Raw genomic sequence first — 25,382 nt, forward strand, 5'->3', positions numbered from 1 at the left:
CTATTGCAAAACGGGGATAGGCATCCCCGTAAGCAAACATTTAGTAAGGACCCAGCCAGGCATAAACCCGCTATTTCGTGATTAACGACATCCAGAAGCCCCAAAAGCGTCCTAATATCAAGGCGAAATAAAAACGACAGGGGAAACCATCATGTATCGTCATCGTTCGCTGGGTGTAGTGACAGGCGCGTCGCCACTCGCCAGCGTCGACGTGTTGAGCCGGATGACCGCGGCCTGGCGCCGGCCTGGCGCGGCCAAGCCATTCGATTTCGTCCTCGAGCAGCAATCGTGGGCGGGACCGGCTTCGCTAAGCGTAGCGAGCGCGCCATTCAAGATCCACGTGTTCGACACGATTCGCGCCTTCGAGAAACGCGGTGTCGACGCGATCGTCTTGCCGTGCTTTCTCAGTCACACCTTCATCGACGAACTCTCGGCGAACGTGGCTCTGCCGATCGCCAACCTCATGACTGCACTTCTGGCGCACGTGCGCCAGGCTTTCCCGTCGGTCCGCCGCATCGGCGTGCTGACTTCCGACACAATCCGCGGTAACGGTCTCTTCGAACGCTATTTCGACAGCGCGCAGTTTGACGTGCTGCATCCGCGTAACGAACAGGGCGTCGATTGCGTCACGAGCGCCGTGTATGGCGACGAGGGCATCAAAAGCGGCCATCTGTACGGCCGGCCGGTCGAGTTGTTGCGTGCGGCTTGTGCGGACCTCATTGTGCAAGGTGCGGAGATCATCCTGCCCGGGCTTGCCGAAATCTCCATGGTGTCGCGCGCGCTCGGCGCGCTGGAGGTGCCGTTCGTCGATACCAATCTGGTCTACGCGCGTTACGTAGCGGCAGCGCAATATCCGCAGCCGGAGCGGCGTTTCAAGGTAGGCGTGCTGGGTGGTGTCGGCCCGGCGGCGACGGTCGATTTCATGGCGAAACTGGTGCGCAATACACCGGCCGCGCGCGATCAGGACCATATCAAGGTGATGGTCGAGCAGAATCCGCAGATTCCGGATCGCACTGAAGCGCTACTCGGCAACGGTGACGATCCGACACTCGCGCTCTATGCGGGCTGTAAGGCGCTCGAAGAAGGCGGCGCCGATCTCATTGCGATTCCGTGCAATACGGCGCATGCCTTCGTCGGACGGATTCAGCCTTCGTTGACGATTCCGATCGTCAATATGCTGACCTGTACCGCCGACTATCTTCGCGAGGCCTTTCCGAGCCTGCGTGAAGTCGGCGTGCTGGCCACTTCGGGCACGCTTGCGAGCCGGGTCTACGAGAAAGCGCTCGAAGCATGCGGCTTCGTCCAGGTCGCACCGGCCGCGGCCGCCCAGGTCCGGCTCATGAACGCGATTTACGGACCAGGCGGCGCCAAGGCGGGCTACAGGTCAGGCGAGTGCTGCGACGACGTTGCCGCCGCGGTGGATGACCTGGTCGCGCAAGGTGTGCAGGTCATCGTGCTGGGCTGCACCGAGTTGCCGCTGCTGCTGCACGGTTTGACGCCGGCGCGGCCAGGCGAGCGGGTGGTGCGGTTTGTCGACCCGGCCGAGGTGTTGGCAAAACGCTGCGTGGCTTATGCGCTGGGCGAGAGCGGGGCGACGCAGGCCGCTTCGGAATCGGTGCCGAGGGCGGGCCGGCTTAGCGTGGAAAGCGTCTACGGCTAGACCCGGCTGGATCCAGCTTGCGCGCGGCGCCGCGCTGGAAAGCCTTGCAATTCCCACCCTGCGCCGCCACTTCCTGAACGCTGCACGGTCCCTCCTGAAACGACACAACGCTTGCTGATCGGCCGATCGGGCGCACTCAGCGCCGCCATTCACGGCCCAAAGCACGGCGAAAGCGCAACCGTGTCGTGTCATGGAAAACTGTATAAATATACAGTATAGTATCCCCTTACAACCCGGCCTTTGGCGTGTCATTCCGCTAGCCGGGTGTCCCGAACTTGCGCGGTCGCGAGGCGTCCGTGAGAGGTGCTCCACTCATTCAGACGGTCGGAAAAATTGGCATCTAACGGAATTATCCGCATTCGCGGCGCGCGCCAGCACAACCTGAAGAACATCGATCTCGACGTACGAACCGGCGAAATGACGGTCGTTACGGGCCCATCCGGTTCTGGCAAGTCGAGCCTCGTGTTCGACACGTTGTACGCGGAAGGGCAGCGGCGCTACGTCGAAACCTTCAGCGCCTACGCCCGGCAGTTTCTCGACCGCATGGACCGGCCGCAAGTCGACCGGGTCGACGGCGTGCCGCCTGCCATCGCGATCGACCAGACCAACCCGGTGCGTAGTTCGCGCTCCACCGTCGGCACCATGACGGAACTCAACGATCACCTGAAGCTGCTCTACGCGCGTGCGGCCGAACTGTTCGATCGCAAGACCGCGCAGCAGGTGCGCCACGACACGCCTGAAACGATCTACGCCGAGCTGCTCCAGCGCACTGCCGAACATGATCCGCGCCTCGTCGTCACGTTTCCGGTCGAGTTGCCGGAGACGGCGTCGGAGCAGGAAGTCGAGCAATGGCTCTCCGCGAGCGGCTACACGCGTGTGCAGGCGCAGCGCGAAGTGGATTCACCCACCGGCAAGCGCAAGCTGCTCGACGTGGTGGCCGACCGTTTCCGCTTGACCTCGGTCGACAAGCAACGCGTGGTCGAAGCCATCGAGGCATCGCTCAAGCGCGGCGGTGGCCGGGTCAACATCTACGTGCTGTCTGCCGCGCCAGAGGCACCGGAGGCCAAAGAAGCCGAGCCGCAAATCTGGCGCTTCTCCACCGGCCTGCACAGCCCGGAGAGCGACCTGCGCTATGCGGATCCGCAGCCGGCGCTGTTCTCGTTCAACTCGGCTTACGGCGCGTGCGAAGTCTGCCGCGGTTTCGGCCGCGTGATCGGCGTCGACCTCGGTCTGGTGATTCCCGACGCGCGCAAGACGCTGCGCGACGGCGCGATCAAGCCGATGCAAACGCCGGCCTGGAAAGAATGCCAGGACGACCTGATGCGCTACGCGGCGAAAGCCGATATCCGCCGCGGCACGCCTTGGGGCGAGCTGACGGACGCCGAACGCGACTGGGTCATCAACGGCTCGCCAGACTGGAACGGCAAGTGGCAAAGCCATTGGTATGGCGTCAAGCGCTTCTTCGAGTATCTCGAATCGAAGGCGTACAAGATGCACATCCGCGTGTTGCTGTCGAAGTACCGCAGCTATACACCGTGCGAGACCTGTGGCGGCGCGCGTCTGAAAACGGAATCGCTGTTGTGGCGCCTTGGCAGCAAGCAGAATGCGGACGAGGTGCTGGCGGTCGAGAAACGCTTCATGCCGCGCGGCGTCGAATGGACGCGTGCGCAACTTGAGGCCCTGCCGGGCCTGACCGTGCACGATCTGATGCTGATGCCGATCGAGCGCATCCGGCGCTTCTTCGACGAGATCAGTCTGCCGAGCGCCCTGCTCGACGACGCACTCAAGCTGTTGCTCGCCGAAGTGCGCACGCGCCTCAAATATCTGTGCGACGTCGGCCTCGGGTATCTGACGCTCGATCGGCAAAGCCGCACGCTGTCGGGCGGCGAAGTGCAGCGGATCAACCTGACCACGGCGCTCGGCACGTCGCTAACCAAAACGCTGTTCGTACTCGACGAGCCCAGCATCGGTCTGCATCCGCGCGATCTGAACCGGATCGTCGAGGCGATGCATCGGCTGCGCGACGCGGGCAATACGCTGGTGGTGGTCGAACACGATCCCTCCGTGATGCTCGCGGCGGATCGTCTGATCGATATGGGCCCAGGGCCTGGCGAGCGCGGCGGCTCGATCATTTACGACGGCGCGCCGGAGGCGATCCGCTCGTCCGGCACGCTGACCGGCGAGTACCTGGGTGGTCGCCGGCATGTGGCGGACGCGGCGCACTGGTCACAACGTCCGGTGAATGACAGCACGCCGCGCATCGTGCTCGAGGGCGCAACCGAACATAATCTGCGCGACGTCACTGTCGAGATTCCGTTGCAGCGGCTCGTCTGCGTGACAGGCGTATCGGGCTCGGGCAAGTCCACCTTGTTGCAGGACGTTTTGCATCCGGCCATGGCACGGCACTTCGGTCTAGCCACCGAGTCGCCCGGCGCATTCAGGAGCCTGATGGGCGCCGATCAGGTCACGGATGTCGTATTCGTCGACCAATCGCCGATCGGCAAGACCGCGCGCTCGAATCCGGCCAGCTATGTCGGCGCATTCGACGAAATCCGCAAGCTCTTCGCCAAGGCGCCGCTTGCGCAGCAACGCGGCTACGGACCCGGCATGTTCAGCTTCAATTCCGGCGACGGGCGCTGCCCGACCTGCGGCGGTTCGGGATTCGAGCACATCGAAATGCAGTTCCTGAGCGACGTCTACCTGCGCTGCCCGGATTGCGATGGGCGCCGCTATCGCGCAGAACTGCTCGAGGTGAAAATCGAGCGCGGCGAACCCGCGCGTGCTTTGAGCATTGCCGACGTGCTGGAACTGACGGTGAGCGAAGCCATTGCCTACTTCTCGAGGGATGCCGAAGTATTACGTGTGCTGCAGCCGATCGTCGACGTGGGCCTCGAATACGTGAAGCTCGGCCAGCCGGTGCCCACGTTATCCGGCGGCGAAGCGCAGCGGCTCAAGCTTGCCGGCTTCCTCGCGGAATCGGCGCAGGTGCGCACCGCGCGCAGCGCGAAGCAGGCGGTCGCCAAACGTCTGTTCATGTTCGACGAACCGACCACCGGCCTGCATTTCGACGATATCGCCAAGCTGATGCAGGCGTTCGGCAAGCTGCTGGCGGGCGGACATTCGTTGATCGTGATCGAACACAATCTCGACGTGATCCGTGCGGCCGACTGGCTGATCGACCTCGGTCCCGAAGGTGGCGATGGCGGCGGCAGGGTGCTGTGCGCGGGTACGCCGGAAGACGTCAAGCTTTGTCCGGAATCGCATACCGGCGAGGCGCTGCTGCAATACGACCGCGCCATGAACGCAGCGGCCGGACCAGCGTCGCAGGGTATTCCGCTGCAAAAGGCGCTGAGTGCGGCGCGTGCGCGGCGGGCAATCGAAGGCGAGGACGTGGTGCGCATCGTCAATGCGCGCGAGCACAATCTGAAAGCGCTGGATGTGGATATTCCGCACGGCAAATTCAACGTGATTACCGGTGTGTCCGGTTCGGGAAAATCCACGCTGGCTTTCGACATTCTGTTCCATGAAGGGCAGCGCCGTTACCTCGAATCGCTCAACGCTTACGCACGTTCCATCGTGCAGCCGGCCGGGCGGCCCGAGGTCGACGCCGTGTATGGCATTCCGCCCACCGTTGCAATCGAACAGCGTTTGTCGCGTGGCGGCCGCAAGAGTACCGTGGCAACCACGTCCGAAGTGTGGCACTTCCTGCGTCTGCTGTATGTGAAGCTTGGTCTGCAACATTGCATCCACGACGGCACGCCGGTCACGTCGCAAAGTATCGAATCGATTGCAGCGCAATTGCTGCGCGATCATAAAGGGCAGCACGTTGGCTTCCTTGCGCCGCTGGTCGTCAACCGCAAGGGCGTCTATACCGATCTTGCGAAGTGGGCGAAGGCGCGTGGCAATACACATCTGCGTGTGGACGGCGAGTTCGTGCCAGTGGACCCGTGGCCGAAGCTCGATCGCTTTCGCGAGCACACCATCGAGTTGCCGGTGACCGACCTCGTCGTGTCGCCGGACAACGAAGCGGAACTGCGCCAGGCGCTCGACCAGACGCTGGAAATCGGCAAAGGTGTCATGCATTTGCTGGCACCGCTCGACGGTTTGCACGACGCGATCAGCAGCGGCCGCCCCACGGCAAAACTCGGCACGGTGAAAGTACTGTCCACCAAGCGCGCCTGTCCGGTGTGCGGCACGAGCTATCCCGAACTCGATCCGCGCATGTTCTCGTACAACAGCAAGCATGGCTGGTGTACCACGTGCGTCGGCACGGGTCTCGCGTTGACACGCGAACAACGCGCGGCGTACGACGACACCGTGATTGTCGACGACAACCGTGGTCGTGAGCAAAGCTTGCCTTCCGAGGAGCAGGAACCGGAAGGTCTCGTCGACGAACCGTGCGCGGATTGTGCCGGCACGCGTCTGAACCCAACCGCACGCGCGGTCACGTTTGGCGAGCAGGCCATTGTCGACGTCGCGCAATGGACAGTGTCCGACACGCGCGCGTGGATTGACACGTTGGAAATGACTGGCCGGGACGCGGAAATCGCACGCGACGTGGTCAGCGAAATCGGCAGCCGCCTGCAATTTCTGGAAGAAGTCGGGCTCGGTTATCTGAGTCTCGATCGCGCGGCACCGAGCCTGTCGGGCGGCGAAGCGCAGCGCATCCGGCTTGCCGCGCAACTGGGCAGCAACCTGCAAGGCGTGTGCTACGTGCTCGACGAGCCGACCATCGGCTTGCATCCGCGCGACAACCAGATTCTGCTCAATGCCTTGCGCAAGCTGGGCGAAAAGGGCAATACGCTGGTGGTGGTCGAGCATGACGAGGACACGATTCGGCGCGCCGATCACATCATCGATATCGGGCCGGGCGCGGGCAAGCGCGGCGGCACGCTTGTCGCGCAGGGCAGCGTGGCCGATCTGTCGGCGCAGCCCGATTCGCTGACCGGGCAGTTTCTCGCCAATCCGATCGTGCATCCGCTGCAGCCGCGCCGTGAAGTCGTTGCGCCGACCAAACGTGCCGCTGCGGTGCCGGAGAACTGGTTGACGGTGCATGGCGGTAAGCTCCACAACCTGCAGAACGTCACCGTCGGCATTCCGCTTTCCCGGCTGGTGGCGGTGACGGGCGTGAGCGGGTCGGGCAAATCGACGCTCGCTCGCGACGTGCTGATGGCCAATTTGCTGGATGCGGTGGGGCGCTCGGTGCTGTCGTCGCCAGCCACGCGGCGTGCGCGTGCAGCGGCTGAGACCCAGCCGGCGGCGAACCGGCGTTCGAGCGTATTGGCGCGTACGGCGCCGCGCGCGCCGCTGAACGTTACGCATGCATGGCAAGGGTGCAATGCGATCACAGGCTGGGAAACCATCGACCGTGTGCTCGAAGTCGATCAGACACCGATCGGCAAAACACCGCGTTCCTGTCCAGCGACTTACATCGGCGTGTGGGACGCGATCCGCAAGCTGTTCGCTGGCACGCTCGAAGCGCGTGCGCGTGGATACACGGCGTCGCGTTTCTCGTTCAACACCGGCGAGGGCCGTTGCCCGGCTTGTGAAGGGCAGGGTGTGCGGACCATCGGCATGAGCTTCCTGCCCGACGTGAAGGTGCCGTGCGACGTTTGCCACGGGCAACGCTTCAACCCCGAGACGCTGGCAGTCACGTGGCGCGGCAAGAATATCGGCGATGTACTGACCATGGAAATCGACGAGGCCGTTGAGTTCTTCGCACCGATCTCGAACATCGCGCATCCATTGCAACTGATGAAAGATGTCGGGCTCGGTTATCTGACGCTTGGGCAACCGTCGCCTACGTTGTCGGGCGGGGAAGCGCAGCGTATCAAGCTTGTCACCGAACTGAGCAAGGTGCGTGACGACATCACACGGCGTGGTCAGAAGCCCCCTCACACCTTGTATGTGCTGGACGAACCGACTGTCGGCTTGCATATGGCAGACGTCGCGAAGCTGATTCGCGTGCTTCACCGTCTCGCGGACGGTGGTCATAGCGTGGTCGTCATCGAGCACGACCTCGACGTGATTGCCGAGGCGGACTGGATCATCGATCTCGGTCCGGAAGGCGGTGTGGGTGGCGGCACAATCGTCGCTGCTACCGATCCCGAAGGACTATCTCGGGTCGCTGCCAGCCATACAGGCGCGGCGTTGCGCTCCGTGCTCGCGCGAACACAGAACGACACGGCCGTGGTCGCGGGCGAAGGAACCAACGGTTGAGGCAGTGGAGCGGCGCAATGGACTTTGCGTTGCTCCACGCTGCTCGCTCAGTCTGATGAGTCGTACGCGACCAGATGACTCGCAGCCAACATCCGCTTGAATGCTATGCACGTGTTGTCGAGACGCCCCGGCACGTCAAAGCCGGGCATTATCGATTCTGTCGGCTATATGTAATTATTTAGAATGATTTTGTAAATATACAAATGACGTAATTGAAATGCGTATTTAGAGTGTCGTAAATACCGCTAAAAAGAGTTTCAAACGCGGTTTTCCTTCTGCTATCTTCTCGCCGTCGACGTCGGCTTTTGGTCGGCGCTCGATCATCACGTTAGACGACCTGTTCGCGATTCGCCCCGGTTCCTATGCGACTATCGCCAAAGGCCCGCCCACCGGGCTTTTGCGCCACGCACCGCGGGTGATCTGTCCACAGATCATGACGTGGCACGGAATGCCGCCATAGCGGCGGCGTCCCAATTAGCGAGCCGCGCAAGGCGCGCTCGTATCTGTTCGACACACGCTTATTCTTTTAAAGCGACGCGAATACGGCATTAGTTAGAGTCTTCTCTCTAAACTTAGTATGCTCCCATCAAAAAAAGTTTGACCGCGCATTTTTTGTCCTGCTATTGTTGCCTCCCATGAAACGCGGGTGACAATCGCGCAAAAAGTTCAGAAGCCGCAGCGCGCTTCGATCAAATTGTCTCCAGTTGTTCTTGCCAGACGGAAATGAGCGAGTCGAATTTAATCTATTAGTAGTTCTACTTAGATGGCCGTTCGACTACTGTGAAGTGCCGCCATGGCGTCTCACCGCCGTACCCATACCATTGCACCAGAGTTGGGCCCAGTCGCGTAAATTTTGGACTACAAATCAAAGGCCCGGTCGATGGATATGGTTGTCTGAAGTGAACGTTGTTGCCGTATGCAAGCGCGCTGCAGTTACAGAAATGGACGGTTCACGCCGGAGGAGTAAAGGTGGGTACGAAAGTCGAAGGGCAATTCCCGGCAGCAACGGCCCGTATGGAGAGGCCAGGACGCCCGCGTGAGTTTGGGCGCAAGCAGCAAAACCCAGTACGCCGCTTCGGCGGTATCGCAGTTGTTCTGGTCCTGCACGTCGTGCTGATCTACGCACTCATCAATGGGCTTGCGACCAAGGTCGTACAGGTCATCCAGCATCCTATCGAAACGAAAATCATCGAGCCGGTAAAGCCTCCGCCGCCGCCGCCGTTGCCCACCGTGCAATTGCCGCCGCCGAAGTTCGCACCGCCGCCGCCGCCGTTCGTGCCGCCGCCGGAAGTGCAGGTTCAAACGCCGCCGCAGCCGACCATCACGCATCAGGCCACACCGGTCGTATCGGCACCTGCAGTGGCACCCGCACCGCCGGCACCGCCTGCGCCGAGCAAGCCTGTAAGCGCTGAAGTAGGCGTTGTGTGTCCGAACTCGGATCAGATCCGTTCGTCGATTCGCTACCCGAAAGAAGCCCAGGAGAACAACGTGACGGGTGATGTACTGATTGAATTCGTAGTCGATCCGCAGGGCCATATTACGAATGAACGCGTTGCCAAGTCGGCGGACGATTCTTCACTCGATCGCGCTGCGTTCAACGCGGTCAAGCAGTTCACGTGCGTTTCCCAAGGCCAGGCTGTCCGTGTGCAAGTTCCGTTCTCGTTCAACTTGAACTGAATTCACAGGCTGTTCGGTACCGGTAGCGATTTATCAGTCTTAGTTTAGAAGTTGTACTAATGAACTTGGAGCAGGCATGAAGAAGCGTACTCTCGCCGCATTGGCGGCAACCATGTTGTTCGCCGTAACCACGGTGGATACCTTTGTGGCACCGAATATGGCTCACGCGCAAGCTAGCGACGCCACCGCGTCGGCAGTTGCGCCGGCCACCGCCGCACCGCAAACGGCCGCCCCGGCGGCTGACGAAGCGGTACCGCCGCCGGCGCCGGCCACGTCAGAAACCGTCAATAACCCGTACGGTCTCGGCGCGCTCTGGAAGAACGGCGACTTCGTTGCACGCTTCGTGCTGATTCTGCTGGTGCTCATGTCGATGGGTAGCTGGTACATCATGATCACCAAGTTCTTCGAGCAGTTCCGTGCGAACCGTCGTGCAAAGAGCGCCGACGAACAACTGTGGACCGCACCCTCGCTGGTCGAAGGCGCGAAGCTGCTCGACGAAGCCTCGCCGTTCCGCTTCATCGCTGAAACGGCGATCGAGGCAGGCGAACATCATGACGAAGCACTGCTCGAAGCCGTCGACCGCAATACGTGGATCGATACCTCAGTTGAGCGTGCCATCACCAACGTGTCGAATCGTCTGCAGGACGGTCTGGCGTTCCTCGGTACCGTCGGCTCGACAGCGCCGTTCGTCGGTCTGTTCGGTACGGTGTGGGGCATTTATCACGCGCTGACGGCAATCGGTATCGCTGGCCAGGCTTCGATCGACAAGGTCGCGGGCCCGGTGGGCGAGGCGCTGATCATGACCGCGATCGGCCTTGCCGTGGCCGTGCCGGCGGTGCTCGGCTACAACTTCCTGGTTCGCCGCAACAAGTCGGTGATGGAGCGTGTTCGTACATTCGGCGCACAACTGCACACTGTCCTGCTCGCGGGCAGCCGGCGCTCGGCACGCGCTTCGGCTCGTGAAGCATCGCTGGCCCAATAAACGGAGTCTGTCATGGCTATGAGCGTTGGGCAGGATGATAGCGACGAGGTCATCTCCAGTATCAACACCACGCCGCTCGTCGATGTGATGCTGGTCCTGCTGATCATCTTTCTGATCACGATTCCGGTCGTGACGCATACGGTGCCGGTGCAACTGCCGAAGGAGACGATCCAGCCACTGCAGACTACACCCAAAAGTATCGTCATTGCAGTCAACCGCGACGGCGATTTCTTCTGGAACGAGAAGCAGGTGGATGGGCCGACGCTGCTGGCACGCCTGAAAACCGTGTCGGTCATGACGCCGCAGCCGGAAGTGCACGTTCGCGGTGACCAGAGCGCGCGTTATGAATTCATCGGCCGGGTCATTACCGAGTGCGAGCGCGCCGGTATCGCCAAGGTCTCGTTTATTACTGAGCCGCCCGCGCGCGGCGGCTAGGACACGATCATGGGAATGAACGTATCGTCGGGCGGTGGCAATTCCGAACCGGATGTGATGGTCGATATCAATACCACGCCGCTGATCGACGTGATGCTGGTGTTGCTGATCATGCTGATCATCACGATTCCGATCCAGACGCATGCCATCAAGATGAACTTGCCGGTGGGCAATCCGCCGCCGCCGATCACGCAACCGGAAGTGGTGCAGATCGATATCGATTTCGACGGCACCACGACCTGGAATGGTCAGCCGGTGCCGGACCGCGCGGCGCTCGAGTCCAGGCTTGCACAGGTGGCGGCCGAACCGGTTCAGGCGGAAATCCATCTGCGCCCGAACAAGCTGGTGCCGTACAAGGATGTCGCAGCGGTAATGGCGTCCGCGCAACGACTGGGCGCGACGAAAATCGGCCTGATCGGCAACGAGCAGTACATGCAATAGGGAAGTGGAATGCTAACGATCCATCTACGATTCAAGCGCGCTGTCGTTGCGGCTGCTATCGGAGGGCTGTCCGCACTCGCCATGCTGCCGGTCGCGTCTCATGCCGCGGATACCTTGCGACCGGATGTGGCGAAGCCGCTGAACGCCGCGCAGGATCTGTATCGCGCGCACAAGTACAAAGATGCGTTGACGAAGATTGATCAGGCCGACGCGGTTCCCGGCAAAACGGCTTATGAAAGCTACATGGTTCAGGAGATGCGCGGCGCCGCGGCTGCGGCGGCCGGCGAATCCGGAGTGGCCGCCCAGGCCTACGAAACTTTGTTTAGCTCAGGACACCTGACTGGTTCTGACGAGCAACGCACGACTGCGGCACTCGCGGGCATCTACTTCCAGCAGAAAAACTACGCACAGGCCGCGAAGGTCGCGCAGCGCTATCTGAAGTCGGGCGGCAGCGATCCCGATATGCGCACATTGCTTGTGCAGTCTTACTACCTGTCAAACGATTGCGGCAGCGTGGTGAGCCTGCTCAAGCCTGGCGTCGATGCAGAAGTGCGTGCCGGTCACGCACCCGACGAGTCACAACTGCAATTGCTCGGCACGTGCGCGCAACGTGTGAAAGATGACGCGACGTATCGCAGCACGCTCGAAAAGCTGGTTGCCTATCATCCGAAGCAGTCTTACTGGGACGATCTGTTCAACGCGATTCGCAGCAAGCCCGGCTATTCTTCGGCGCTCGATATTGATACCTACCGCCTGCGCCGCGCGACTGGCTCGCTCACCACCGCAGACGACTACATGGAGATGACGCAGCTCGCGATCGTGGCAGGCACCACGGCCGAAGGCAAACAGGTCATCGACCAGGGCTTTTCGTCGGGCGTTCTGGGCCACGATGCACAAGCGGATCGCGAAAAGCGGTTGCAGGCGCTCGCCGCGAAACGGGCGCAAGCGCCGGCCGATCCCGCGAACCCCGTCGCGCCGGTCGACATCGGCTTCAACCAGGTCTTCGCGGGGCAGGCCAAACAGGGTCTGACGGCCATGGACGCTGCAATCGCGAAGGGCGGAATCGATCACCCGGACCAGGCGCAACTGCATCTCGGCGAGGCGTACTACATTGCGGGCGATAAAGCGCGTGCAGTGCAAACCTTCCGCGCGGTGAAGGGTACCGACGGTTCGGCCGACCTCGCCCGTTTGTGGGTGCTGGTGGCGTCGAAGTAACGGCCTCCTGTTCCCGATATGTTCCATTTTGTGAAGTGTCGCGGAGGTATCCATACATCGAGCCGGGCGGTACGTTCTCGAGGTGCGGAATGCGGGCCCTCGCAAATAGAAGAGCGTGGTTGCTCGCGCAACCATCGCCCGGTTTGCAGTAAGTACGAAAGTGTCCCGACGATCACAGTGATTGAGCCACTCATCGCGGCAACTAACCAGACATATGGCGCATGTCTTAGGGAGGGTGTTGCACCCAATGAAACATAGTTTGGTTTCATCAAACTAATTTTGACTACGGGATTCTGTCTTGCTATGGTTTTGCCACTCGATAACAAGGCACAGGTCGCAGTTTCTATAGGAAGCAAAATCCGCGCGCTTCGCCAACGACTCAAGCGCACGCTGGATGAAGTGGCAACCACGGCAGGCATTTCCAAGCCTTTTTTGTCGCAGGTGGAACGAGGCCGTGCAACGCCTTCGATTACATCGCTAGTTGGCATTGCTCGAGCTTTAGGTGTGACGGTGCAGTACTTCGTCGATACGCCAACCGAAGACAGGTCGGTGCGTAGAGGGAGTGAACTGAAGTACTTCGGGTTCGACGGAACCGCGAATCTTTTTGGGCGGCTGACGAATCTCTCAGTCGGCAGCAAGCTGGAAGTCATTCTCGTCAGAATGCCGGTGGGACAAAACCCATCGGAAGTCACGACGCATGCTGGGGAAGAGTTTTTGTATGTGATGAGCGGCCAGATATCGCTCACGTTGGAAGGTACAACGTTCGTATTGCAAGCGGGTGACACCGCGCATTACGAGTCCACCGTGCCGCACGCCTGGTGCAATACCGCCCGCGAAGAAGCGTTGGTTGTGTGGGTGGGCACGCCAAGATTGTTCTAGATGCCTTTGTTCCATGTTTTCGTGGAAAGCATTCGCTCATGATTTTTAAGCATTACTTAAGGCTTGATTCGGGATTGATCAGGTGGAGAGGCACGACCTGATCCTTCGTTCGAAGTAGTAGAGATGAAAACAATTAGAAAGCGCTGCGCATTTCGTTTGTAATAAATAAGTAGTCCGATATTAATGTTTATGAAGTGTCCCGTCTTCCTGCCTGTATCAGGTGATTCCGGTGCGCTGTTGACCGGTTCTCCGGGCATCAGGAGGAGGGGGCAGCTTTAACGGAGCGCGGCGCAAGATCGCCGTATATCGAGTGGAGAGGTTCACAAGACCTCTCTTCACACACAGCTGTGGCCTTATTGACGAGCGGGAAGGGGAAAATGAAACAAAGGGCATTGGCGCTGGCCATCAAAAGAATAGTCTGGGCTGAACTGGCATTGTCGGCCGTAATCGCCGTACCGGCGTTTGCACAAAGCCAGCCGGCCACCACCGGGACCGCGGCAGGCGCGACGACGGAAAGCACGCCGGCAGCGGCTGCGACTCCGGCATCGGGCACCGCTGCAACACCGTCCGCGGACAACAACACCGCGACGCCGACTGGCAAAGGCGTCCAGCAACTGAAGAAATTCGAAGTGACCGGGTCGCTGATCCGCAGCTCGGACAAGGTCGGTTTTAACCAGGTTCAGACGGTTACGCAGAAAGACATTCAGAATAGCGGTGCAACGACCGTCTCCGATTTTCTGCGCGACACCTCGGCCAACTCGGCGAATAGCTGGAGCGAAGGCCAGTCTGGCAACTTTGCGGCAGGCGCTGCGGGTATCGCCCTGCGCGGCCTCAGCGAAAAATACACGCTGGTGCTGGTGGATGGACAGCGCGTTGCGCCGTTCGCGTTCTTCTCGAACAGCGTCGACTCCTTCTTCGACCTGAACACGCTGCCGTTGAACTCCATCGACCGCATCGAAATCGTGAAGACTGGCGCCGTGTCGCAATACGGCTCGGACGCCATCGCGGGCGTAGTCAACATCATCACGAAGCACGACTTCCAGGGCCTGCAACTCGACGGCAGCTACGGCAGCGCCATCAACGGCGGCGGCGGTGCCGGCACGACCAAATTCGGCGTGCTCGGCGGCTTTGGCGATCTCAACTCCGATCGCTTCAACGTGACGGCCGCCGCGAGCTACTACAAGTCGAACGGCTTCACGCTCGCAGACCGCGACTCGACGCGTAATCAGGACTTCACCAATCAGGCGGGCGGCCTTTCGTTGCTCGCGCCGTCGTACTGGAATATGCCCGACGGCAGCGTGCAGGCGCTTAGCGGTTGTCCGTCCGGCGGTTCGGTGCGCCCTGCAGCCAGCAACTCGCTGACTGCCGGCTTGCCGGGCACGGTGTGCGGCTTCAATACCGCAGAAGGCACGTCGATCGCGCCGATGACCGAGCGTCTCAACGCGAAGATTCACGCAGACTTCAAGATCAACGATACGACGACGGCGTTCGGCGACTTCCTGATCAGCAGCAACTCGACCACCACCAATGATGGTCTGTGGGGCAACGTGGTCGGTAATCCGCAGAACCCGACACTCGTGCTGAATCCGCAGACGAAGCTGCTTACCCCGTTTAGCACGGTGGTGCCGGCGAGTAATCCGTACAACCCGTTCGGGGTTGCCACGCCGCTCACCTATGCTTTCCCGAACTCGATCTCGGAAAAGACCACTGCCACGTACTGGCGCGCATCCACGGGCGTCAAGGGTTCGTTCAATCTGCCGAACGGTGAATGGGATTGGGCGACGTCGGTCAGCCACTCGCAAAGCACGGTCGCGAACACCTACACGAACCAGATTAATTCCGATGTACTGAACAACATTTATCAGAACGGGACACTGAATTTCGCGAATCCGTCGGCTACGCCCAATGCGTTCAACGGGCTGTACATGGATGCGGACAATCTGGGTATCTCGAAGCTCGATACTGTTGACGCGACGTTGTCGACGCCGGAACTGTTCCACTTGCCGACGGGCGACGTGGGCCTCGGGTTCGGTGCGCAGTTCACGCACCAGAGCGAAGTGCTCAACCCGGGTGGGGCATTCGAAGACGGCCTGGTCATCAATCCGAATCTCCAGACGGTGAACGGCCAGCGCAACGTGGCGGCCGTGTATTACCAGGTGGACATTCCGATTTTGCGTAACCTGACCTTCAGCCAGTCGGGTCGTTACGACCACTACAGTGATGTGGGCGGTGCGTTCTCGCCGCGCTTCGCGCTGCGCTATCAGCCGGTTCAGGCGCTCACGATGTACACCTCTTACGACCGGGGTTTCCGCGCGCCGACGTTCGTCGAGGACAGCAAGTCGCAGACGCTGGGGATCCAGGTGGACCCAAAAACCGGCCTGAACTACACCTCGATCACAGAGGGTAACCAGAACCTGGCGCCGGAGCACACGCGTAACTTCAACATCGGCTTCCAGTTGTCACCGACCCGCACAACCGATGTCGGCTTTGACTGGTACAAGATTCGCGTCGATAACGTGATCGGCCAGGGCACGCCTTCGCAGATCGCCACTGACCCGACCACGGGCGACGTGCTGTACAAGGTCATTCCGTATCAGAACCTCGGCTACCTCGACACAAACGGCTTCGAAGGCACGTTCCGCCAGTCGCTGCCGACGTCGACCGCTGGTACGTTCACCTTGTCGGGTGACTGGGCTTACGTGGACAGCTTCAAGCTCGGCTTCCTGGGCTCCTCGCCGATAAACGGTGCGGGTAACAACTACACCCTCACGCAACCGTTCGGCGGCAGCTTCCCGCGCTGGAGAGGCAACACCACTCTGGACTGGACGTACCACAAGTTCGACGCAGCGCTGACATGGCAGTTCACGGGTCCGTACGCGCAGAATCTGGCGGCCCAGCCGAACAAGGTGGGATCGTATAGCCAGTTCAACCTGATGATGACGTACACGGGCTTCAAGCACTGGACGATTTACGGCGGCATCGACAACATCTTCAACCGTACACCGCCGTACGATCCGATCTTTGCGAATGGCACGCTGGATCAGAATGGGTATGATCAGTCGATATACACGTACATCGGCCGTTTCGCGCAGATCGGCGCAACGTACAAGTTCTGATGTCCGGCAGTTGATCTGATGGAAGAGCCGCTCCGGTTCCGTTTGTGCAAGGAACCGGAGCGGTGTGCTTTAAGCAGCGACTCATGATATGGCGGCGCAGGCTGCCTGTCGTTGCAATGGGCCCGCGTGCGCCGGTAAAGCCAACAGGCTGCACTCGTGCCGCAGGACGAATCGCGCGCAGGTCACGAGCCGGTGCGCACTGTATGGGCTGATGACAAGAATGATGAATTCCGGACTGCTGCGCCTGCACGACGCGATTGGATGTTTGCTCGGCGCAGTGCGCCGCGCCGCGAGCATCCTGGTCGCTGTTGTCGCTGTGCCTGGCATATTGGCGGTATGCGGAGCGATCCCGATGACGGCGCAGGCGAATCCGTCGATTTCACAGTACGACCAGCCGAAATATCCCGCTGATTTCACGCATTTCGACTACGCGAATCCCGACGCGCCCACTAACGGTTCGCTCAGTTTCGAAAACTACAGCGAACTGCAAACGTACGATTCGCTGAATCCATTTCTGGTGCGTGGCGCACCCGCGCCCGACATCCTCAATCTGATGTTCGATACGCTGATGCAGCGTAGCTGGGACGAACTGGCCTCCGAATATCCGCTGATCGCCGACGATGTCGAGGTCGCACCGGATCTGACGTCAGCTACGTTCCATGTCAATCCCGCCGCACGCTTTTCGAACGGCGACCCGATCACCGCCGCCGACATCAAATATTCGTACGACACGCTGACGAGTCCGCAGGCATCACCGCTTTTCAACGCGCAATTCTCGGTTATCAAAAGCGCGACCGTAATCGATAAGAGCACGATCCGTTTCGATTTCAAGCATCCGGAGCGCGATGCGCCGCTGATCGCCGGTGACCTGCCGATCTTCTCGCCGAAGTGGGGCATCGAGGCCAATGGAAAACGCCTCCCGTTCGACCAGATTTCTTCCACTCCACCGATCAGCAGCGGTCCCTATCTGATCGAGGGACGCAAAAACGACAAGCAGATTTCGTATCGCCGCAACCCTGACTACTGGGCGGCGAATCTGCCATCGCGACGCGGCATGTTCCGTTTTGAGCGCGTCATCTTCAATCTGTACCGCGATCATTACACGCAACTCGAAGCCTTCAAGGCGGGCGACGCGGACGTCATTGTGGAATACGGCGCGACGCAGTGGGCGCGTAAATATGTCGGCAAGAACTTCGACAACGGGCTGTTGAAGAAGGGCGAGTTCGCCGACGGTCCCGCGCAGATGCAGGGCATGCTGATGAATATGCGCAAGCCGATGTTCCAGGATGCGCGCGTGCGTCATGCCCTGACGATGGCACTCGACTACGACTGGATGAACCGGATGATGTTCTATGGTCAATACCGGCGTACCAGCAGCTATTTCGAAGCCAGTCCATTCGGCGCGACCGGCATGCCGGGCCAGAAAGAACTGGCGCTGCTCGAACCGCTGCGCGGCGGCGTGCCGCCTGAAGTGTTCGGTCCGATGCTCAAGCAACCCGACACGATCCCGCCGAATTCCTTGCGCGGCAATTTGCGCGTCGCCCGCGATCTGCTGGCGCAAGCCGGATGGCACTATCGCGACGGTGCGTTGCGCGACGCCAACGGGACACCGATGACGATCGAGATCATGGACGACCAGCCCGGCATGGATCGTCTGATCCTGCCATATATGCAGGCGCTCGGCATGCTCGGCATTCAGGCTCATATGCGCGAAATCGACAGTGCCTTGTACGAGAAGCGGCTGGACAATTTCGAGTACGACATGACCACCTTCATCTATCCGCCGGTCACGATTCCGGGCGCCGAACTGACGCGCCGCTTCGGGAGTGCGGCCGCGTCCGAAGTCGGCTCCGAAAACTATATGGGCATCCGTTCGAAGGCGATCGATTCGCTGATTCACTCCGCGCTTTCCGCCACCAATCTCGACGATCTGGAGGCCGCGACCCGTGCGCTGGATCGTGTATTGATCTACTCGTTCTACCTGGTGCCGGAGTACTACGCGCCGGGTGCGCGCATCGGCTACAAGACCACGCTCGGCTTTCCGAAAACTGTGCCGAATTCCTATCTGTACGAAGACTGGGTCATTGACTACTGGTATGCGAAAGCGCCGGGCGCACAAGCTACGCAGCTAACGCCAGTGGCTCAATCCGCATCTGCCACAACGGCTGCAGCCCATTAAGGAACAGCATGCTTGCCTACATTCTCAGACGGTTGCTGTTGATGGTGCCAACGCTGCTCGGCGTGGTCACGCTGACTTTTGTCGTCACGCAGTTCGTGCCGGGTGGGCCGGTTGAACAGGTGATGACGCAACTCCGCCACGGCGTTGGCCGTGGCGGAGAGGCGGGGTCGGGTGGCGGCGGCTATCACGGCAGCCAGGGTGTCGATCCGCAACAACTCGAGCAGATCAAGAAGCAGTTCGGCTTCGACAAGCCACCGCTCGAGCGCTACGTTCTGATGCTCAAGCGCTATGCGACCTTCGATCTCGGTCAGTCCTACTATCAGCATGACAGCGTGTGGGACGTCATCAAATCAAAGCTGCCGGTGTCGATCACGCTCGGCTTGTGGACGGTGATGCTCACGTATCTGATATCGGTGCCGTTGGGCATTGCGAAAGCGGTGCGCAACGGTTCGCGCTTTGACACCGTGACCAGCGTACTGGTGCTCGCCGGTTACGCGATTCCCGGTTTCGTGCTGGGCGTGCTGCTGCTGATGCTGTTCGGCGGCGGCACGTTCTGGCAGGTGTTTCCGATGCGCGGCCTGACCTCGGATAATTTCAGCGACCTCAGCGCCTTCGGCAAGATGCTCGATTACCTGTGGCACATCGTGCTGCCGGTCACCGCTTCGGTGGTAGGCAACTTCGCGATCGTCACCATCCTGACCAAGAATACCTTTCTCGAAGAGATCGGACGTCAATACGTATTGACCGCGCGCGCCAAGGGCGCGCCGGAGCGCGATGTGCTGTGGAAACACGTGCTGCGCAATGCCGCGATTCCGTTGCTGACCGGTTTGCCGGCGGCCTTCGTCGGCGCGTTTCTGAACGGCAACCTGCTGATTGAAACCCTGTTCTCACTCGACGGCATGGGCCAACTTTCGTATGACTCGGTGATTCGCCGTGATTATCCGGTCGTGCTCGGTTCCCTGTTTCTGTTCACGCTGATCGCCCTCGTAACCAAACTCATTGCTGACGTCTGCTATGTCCTCGTCGACCCCCGCATCCAATTCAACCGCCTGGACCGCTGACGCGTCCGGTGCGGCGCACGCGGCGTCGCCATCTCCGTGGCGACGCACATGGCTGCGCTTCAAACGGCAGCGGCTCGGTTACTGGAGCCTCGTGATCTTCGTATCGTTGTTCGTCATCAGCCTGCTCGGCGAGGTGCTGTCCAACGATCGTCCCTTGATTGTCCGTTATGAGGGGCACTATTATTTTCCGATCATAAAGGACTATTCGGAGAAAATTTTCGGCGGCGATTTTCCGGCACGCGCGAACTATCTCGATCCGTATATCCGCTCGCGGCTCGAATCGAACGGCAACTTTGCGATCTATCCGCCGAATCATTTCCACTACGATACGATCGACTACTTCGCCGCGCATCCTTACCCGGCGCCGCCCACCAGGAGCAACTGGCTCGGCACGGACCAGTACGGCCGCGATGTGCTCGCGCGGCTGCTGTACGGTTTCCGGCTCTCGGTGCTGATGGCGCTGGCGCTCACGGTATCCGGCGTCCTGATCGGCGTATTGACCGGCGCGGTGCAGGGTTTTTATGGCGGGCGCACCGATCTGATCGGCCAGCGTCTGATCGAGATCTGGAGTTCGATGCCTGACCTGTACCTGCTGATCATCTTCGCGTCGATCTTCGAGCCGACACTGTGGTTGCTCTTTATTCTTCTATCGATGTTCGGCTGGCTCGTGCTCTCCGACTATGTCCGCGCTGAATTCCTGCGTAACCGCTCGCTGGATTACGTGAGGGCGGCGCGCACCATGGGCCTCTCGAACTGGCAGATTATGTGGCGCCACGTGCTGCCGAATAGCCTGACACCCGTGATCACCTTTCTTCCGTTCCGTATGAGTGCCGCGATTCTGTCGCTGACCAGTCTCGACTTTCTTGGGTTGGGCGTGCCGCCGCCGACGCCGAGCCTCGGCGAGCTGCTTCAGGAAGGCAAGAACAACCTCGACGCCTGGTGGATTTCGATCTCGGCGTTCGCTGCCCTGGTGATCACGCTGCTGCTGTTGACCTTCATGGGCGACGCGTTGCGCAATGCGCTCGATACACGCTCGCGCGGCTCGGCATTCGGTGGAGGTCCGCGATGAGCGACCCGAAGCCGAGCCGGCCGCTGCTCGAGATCGATCGCTTCTCCGTGCGTTTCGGCGACAAGATCGCGGTGCACGAACTGAGCCTCTCGATCGCGCGAGGCGAACGTGTCGCACTCGTCGGTGAATCGGGCTCCGGCAAAAGCGTCACCGCGTTGTCGATTCTTCGCCTTGTCGAGCATGCCGACCTGAGCGGCCGCATGCTGCTCGACGGCGAAGATCTGCTGCAGAAAACCGAGCAGCAGATGCGCGGCCTGCGCGGCGCCGACGTGGCGATGGTGTTTCAGGAGCCGATGACGGCGCTCAATCCGCTCTTCACGATCGGCAAGCAGATTGCCGAAAGTTTGCGTTTGCACGAAGGCTTACGGCCGAACGCGGCGCGCCAGCGCGGCATTGAGGCACTCAGGCGCACGGGCATTCCCGAGCCCGAACGCCGCATCGACAGCTTTCCGCATCAACTGTCGGGCGGCCAGCGGCAGCGCGCGATGATCGCGATGGCGCTCGCGTGCCGGCCACGTCTGCTGCTTGCCGACGAGCCGACCACCGCGCTCGACGTTACCGTGCGCCAGCAGATCGTCGATCTGTTGATCACGCTACAGGAGCAGGAAGCGGCCGAACGTGGCATGGCTGTACTGCTGATCACGCATGACCTGAATCTGGTGAAGCGTTTTGCACAGCGCGTCGCGGTGATGGAGAAGGGTGTGCTGGTCGAAACCAATACGACCGAAGCGCTATTCTCCAACCCACAGCATCCCTACACCCAGCGCCTGCTGGACAGCGAGCCGCAACGTGCCGTAGAGCCGGTCGAGCCGGGTGCACGGCGGTTGCTCGAGGTGCAGGGGCTCGCCGTCGACTACAGCACGTCCGCGAAAGGCTGGCGTTCCATGTTCGGGCGCTCCACTTTCCGCGCGGTGCACGACGTCGACCTGAGCGTGCGGCGCGGCGAAACGCTCGGCATCGTCGGCGAATCGGGGTCGGGTAAATCGACGCTGGCGGCGACCGTGCTAGGCCTGCAGCGACCAGCGGCCGGCCATATTCATATCGACGGCTTGCCGCTTTCCACGCTGAAAACCCAGCGTTCCCGCCGGGCGCTGTATTCGCGCATGCAAGTCGTGTTTCAGGATCCGTTTGGCTCATTGTCGCCCCGTATGACGGTGGAGCAGATCATCGGCGAAGGCCTGACGATGCATCAGCCTGACATGGATGCCAAAGCGCGGCGCGCACGCGTGGGTGGCCTGCTGGAAGAAGTGGGCATGTCTGCGGACTCCATGCTGCGCTATCCGCACGAGTTTTCCGGCGGCCAGCGCCAACGTATTGCGATTGCGCGAGCGCTCGCGGTCGAGCCGGAATTGCTGGTGCTCGACGAGCCGACCAGTGCGCTCGACGTATCCATTCAGAAGCAGGTGCTGAATCTGCTGACGAATCTGCAGAAAAAGTACAAACTAAGCTATTTGTTCATTACGCACGATCTGGCGGTGATGCGAGCCATGGCGCATCGCGTGATCGTGATGAAGTCAGGACGCATCGTTGAAGCCGGCGACACACTCGATGTGTTGCGCGCGCCGTCGCATCCTTATACTCAGTCGTTGCTCGCGTCGTCACTGATTGTGTCGCCGGTGGGTGCAACAGGGACTCATACGGGAACCACGAATGATTGACGAACGTTGGGCGCAAGCCGCCCGATCGCTTATGAGCCGCGCGGCATTCTGGTCGCTGCGCATTGTCGACGAACAGATCGACGATCACGAGATCCGCAACGACATCGCACAACCAATGCGCACGGTGCGCGATCGTGGCGCGATGCTGATCGCGTGGGTGGGCGCGGGAGCAGGCTATGCGGCCACCGCGAATCTGAGTGCCGCCGGCCTGCAGGAAGCGCTGGATCTCGCTACGGCCCGCGCGGAAGCGAGCGCGGCCTTCTCGTTGATCGATCATCGCGAGGTGGCGCGTCCCGCCGTGAGCGGCCACTATGTGTCGCCGAACGCGCAGCAGGCATTGCCGGGCCGCGCCGAATGGTTAGACCGCCTGGGCGTGGAGTGCGCGAGCGCGAATCTCGATGCACGCATCGTCGAACGCGTCGCCGCCGTGCAGATTACGCATACCGACCAGCTCTACATGACCGGCGACGGTGTGCGGATCGATCAGCGATTCCAGTTCGTGATGCCGCAATTGAGCGTGGCCGCGCACGCGGACGGCGATACGCAAGTGCGTACCCTTGGCGGTAATTACGGCACCTTGGGGCAGGGCGGCATGGAGGTGTTGACGCGCTTCGGCTTCGACGGCTCAGGCGTACGTGTCGCCAATGAAGCGCTGCAATTGCTGGCCGCGCCGAATTGTCCTTCGGGCAAGCGCGATTTGCTGCTGATGCCCGATCAGATGATGCTGCAGATTCACGAATCGATCGGCCATCCGCTCGAACTCGATCGTATTCTCGGCGACGAGCGCAATTTCGCCGGCTGGAGCTTCGTCAAGAAGGAAATGTTCGGCTCGTACCGCTATGGGTCGGAACTGCTGAACGTGACCTTCGACCCCGAATTGCGCGAGGAGGCCGCCGCCTACGCGTTCGACGACGACGGCACCGAAGCGCACAAGCAATACCTGATACGCGACGGGGTGCTCGAACGTCCGCTCGGCGGTGCGCTTTCGCAGCAACGCGCGCATATGGCGGGTGTGGCGAATTCGCGCGCATCGAACTGGAACCGGCCACCGATCGACCGGATGGCGAATCTGAATATTGAGCCCGGTGAAAGTTCACTGGCGCAGATGATCGGCAACATCGAACACGGCATTCTGATGCGCACCAATACGTCGTGGTCGATCGATGACCATCGCAACAAATTCCAGTTTGGCTGCGAGTTCGGCCAACTGATCGAAAACGGCAAGCTCACCGAGGTCGTCAAACAGCCGAATTACCGCGGCATTTCGGCGAATTTCTGGCGCAGCCTGAGCGCGGTCGGGAGCGCGGAGACGCGCGAGGTGTACGGCACGTCCATGTGCGGCAAGGGCGAACCGGCGCAGATCATTCGCGTCGGCCATGCTTCGCCGGCTTGCGTGTTCAGCAATATCGACGTGTTCGGAGGCGCATGATGAGCCAATTCATGTCCTCGCGTTCCGCGCGGTCGATTGACTGGCAGCAGCATTTCACATCGCTGGCCGACGCCATCGAACGCTTGCAGCAAGGCGCGGAAACCACGCTGAGTTCTTTTGCGGGCGAGCAGTCGGACTTTATCCGTTTCAACTCGGGCAAGGTGCGGCAGATCGGCAGCGTGTCGCAAGGCAAGCTGACGTTGCGTTTGATCGACGGTGCACGCCAGGCCTATTCGACGCTGACCGTTTGCGGCGACCTGCAACAGGATCTCGACGATGTGAGCGCGACGCTCGCCACCTTGCGTGAAAGCCTGCGCGGTGCGGCAGACGATCCGCATCTGTTGTTCGACACGTCGCAATGGCAGCGCGCCACGCAACGCTCGGGCAAGTTGCCGGAGCCGGGCGGCTTGTTGCGCACCGTTGCCGAATGTACGCAAGGGCTGGATTTCGTCGGCTTTTACGCGGGCGGTACGATCGTGCGCGGTTTCGCGTCCACGAGTGGCAGCCGCGGCTGGTACGAAGTCGATAACTTTAATTTCAGCTGGTCGCTATACGACCCGAGCGGCCGCGCGATCAAAACAACGTATGCCGGCGACGACTGGAGCGATGCCGTGTTCGTGCGCAAGGTCGGGCAGGCGGCAACGCGCGTCTCCGTGCTTGCGCGCACACCGCGCACGTTGGCGCCGGGGCGTTATCGTTCATATCTGGCGCCTGAAGCACTCGCCGAATTGCTCGGTGTGACGGCATGGAACGGTTTTTCGGCACGCGCGCAGGCGAGTTCGCGCAGCGAGTTGTACAAGCTGCATGTGGGAGAAATCGTAGTCGACCCGCGCGTCACGATCAGCGAAGATCTGAATCTCGGCATTACCCCCGGTTTTAACGACGACGGCTACCTGCGTGAAAGCGTCCCGTTGATCCAGGCCGGCCGCAGTGCTGAACGTCTGACCAATGCACGCAGCGCGCGCGAGTACGGGTTGACGCCCAACGGCGCGCTGGCGAACGAGTCGCCGGCGGCGCTCTCGATGCAAGCGGGCGAACTGCTGGAAGAGGACGTGCTGGCGAAGCTCGATACCGGTCTCTACATCGGCAATCTCTGGTACGTGAATTTCTCCGACCGGATGAATTGCCGCCTGACCGGCATGACGCGCTTCGCGACCTTCTGGGTCGAGAACGGGCAGATCGTCGCGCCGCTCGAAGCCATGCGTTTCGACGACAGTTTGTACCGTCTGCTCGGCAGCGAACTCGAGCAACTCGGCTCGCAAGCGGAATTGCTATTGAGCGACTCGACATGGGGCGAGCGCGCCACGGGCGGCATGCAATTGCCCGGCATCCTGGCGAGATCATTCGAATTGACGTTATGAG

The 25,382-nt window shown here is 60.9% G+C and carries 15 protein-coding genes; all 15 read left to right on the forward strand.

Annotated features, from left to right (window positions below; all coding sequences use genetic code 11):
• The first annotated feature begins 151 nt into the window (after nt 1-151).
• The 15 genes from cuyB (at nt 152) to PQR40_RS20635 (ending at nt 25,381) form a co-directional block, all read left to right on the forward strand.
• Nucleotides 152-1,660 carry a cysteate racemase gene (gene cuyB / locus PQR40_RS20565; protein WP_408509766.1) on the forward strand — a complete coding sequence of 503 codons (1,509 nt, stop codon included), beginning with the start codon at nt 152-154 and terminating at the stop codon, nt 1,658-1,660.
• 333 nt (nt 1,661-1,993) lie between these two features.
• The gene (gene uvrA, locus PQR40_RS20570; protein WP_408509767.1) at nt 1,994-7,879 is read left to right on the forward strand and encodes an excinuclease ABC subunit UvrA; all 5,886 of its coding nucleotides are present in this window, start codon (nt 1,994-1,996) and stop codon (nt 7,877-7,879) included.
• A 1,014-nt stretch (nt 7,880-8,893) separates the two neighbouring features.
• Nucleotides 8,894-9,556 (forward strand): energy transducer TonB, encoded by a 663-nt coding sequence (locus PQR40_RS20575; protein ID WP_408232719.1) that lies wholly within the window; start codon nt 8,894-8,896, stop codon nt 9,554-9,556.
• A gap of 76 nt (nt 9,557-9,632) precedes the next feature.
• The gene (locus PQR40_RS20580) at nt 9,633-10,538 is read left to right on the forward strand and encodes a MotA/TolQ/ExbB proton channel family protein (protein ID WP_408232678.1); all 906 of its coding nucleotides are present in this window, start codon (nt 9,633-9,635) and stop codon (nt 10,536-10,538) included.
• 12 nt (nt 10,539-10,550) lie between these two features.
• Nucleotides 10,551-10,973: an ExbD/TolR family protein gene (locus PQR40_RS20585; RefSeq protein ID WP_074284788.1), complete on the forward strand. Its 423-nt coding sequence runs from the start codon at nt 10,551-10,553 to the stop codon at nt 10,971-10,973.
• Between the two features lie 9 nt (nt 10,974-10,982).
• The gene (locus PQR40_RS20590) at nt 10,983-11,414 is read left to right on the forward strand and encodes an ExbD/TolR family protein (RefSeq protein ID WP_408232675.1); all 432 of its coding nucleotides are present in this window, start codon (nt 10,983-10,985) and stop codon (nt 11,412-11,414) included.
• 9 nt (nt 11,415-11,423) lie between these two features.
• Entirely contained in the window at nt 11,424-12,629 is a 1,206-nt protein-coding gene (locus tag PQR40_RS20595; protein WP_408509768.1) for a tetratricopeptide repeat protein, read from the forward strand.
• A 303-nt stretch (nt 12,630-12,932) separates the two neighbouring features.
• The gene (gene relB, locus PQR40_RS20600; protein WP_408232670.1) at nt 12,933-13,508 is read left to right on the forward strand and encodes a type II toxin-antitoxin system RelB family anti-toxin; all 576 of its coding nucleotides are present in this window, start codon (nt 12,933-12,935) and stop codon (nt 13,506-13,508) included.
• 377 nt (nt 13,509-13,885) lie between these two features.
• Complete coding sequence (locus PQR40_RS20605; RefSeq protein WP_408232667.1) at nt 13,886-16,624, forward strand: TonB-dependent receptor; 2,739 nt, start codon at nt 13,886-13,888, stop codon at nt 16,622-16,624.
• A gap of 223 nt (nt 16,625-16,847) precedes the next feature.
• Nucleotides 16,848-18,803: an extracellular solute-binding protein gene (locus PQR40_RS20610; RefSeq protein ID WP_408509801.1), complete on the forward strand. Its 1,956-nt coding sequence runs from the start codon at nt 16,848-16,850 to the stop codon at nt 18,801-18,803.
• Between the two features lie 8 nt (nt 18,804-18,811).
• Complete coding sequence (locus PQR40_RS20615; protein WP_408232664.1) at nt 18,812-19,864, forward strand: microcin C ABC transporter permease YejB; 1,053 nt, start codon at nt 18,812-18,814, stop codon at nt 19,862-19,864.
• Nucleotides 19,818-20,933, forward strand: coding sequence for an ABC transporter permease (locus PQR40_RS20620; RefSeq protein WP_408232661.1), 1,116 nt, complete (start codon nt 19,818-19,820; stop codon nt 20,931-20,933). The genes PQR40_RS20615 and PQR40_RS20620 overlap by 47 nt, the downstream gene beginning before the upstream one ends.
• On the forward strand, nt 20,930-22,591 hold the full coding sequence (locus tag PQR40_RS20625) for an ABC transporter ATP-binding protein (RefSeq protein WP_408232658.1): 1,662 nt from the start codon (nt 20,930-20,932) through the stop codon (nt 22,589-22,591). The genes PQR40_RS20620 and PQR40_RS20625 overlap by 4 nt, the downstream gene beginning before the upstream one ends.
• A complete protein-coding gene (locus tag PQR40_RS20630) occupies nt 22,584-24,020 on the forward strand; it encodes a TldD/PmbA family protein (protein ID WP_408232655.1) in 1,437 nt (478 codons plus the stop codon). The genes PQR40_RS20625 and PQR40_RS20630 overlap by 8 nt, the downstream gene beginning before the upstream one ends.
• Nucleotides 24,020-25,381 carry a TldD/PmbA family protein gene (locus tag PQR40_RS20635; protein WP_408509802.1) on the forward strand — a complete coding sequence of 454 codons (1,362 nt, stop codon included), beginning with the start codon at nt 24,020-24,022 and terminating at the stop codon, nt 25,379-25,381. Before PQR40_RS20630 ends, PQR40_RS20635 begins: the two co-directional genes overlap by 1 nt.
• The last annotated feature ends 1 nt before the right edge of the window (nt 25,382 follow it).

This window comes from Paraburkholderia sediminicola, from assembly GCF_046026855.1.
Taxonomy (GTDB): Bacteria; Pseudomonadota; Gammaproteobacteria; order Burkholderiales; family Burkholderiaceae; genus Paraburkholderia; species Paraburkholderia sediminicola_A.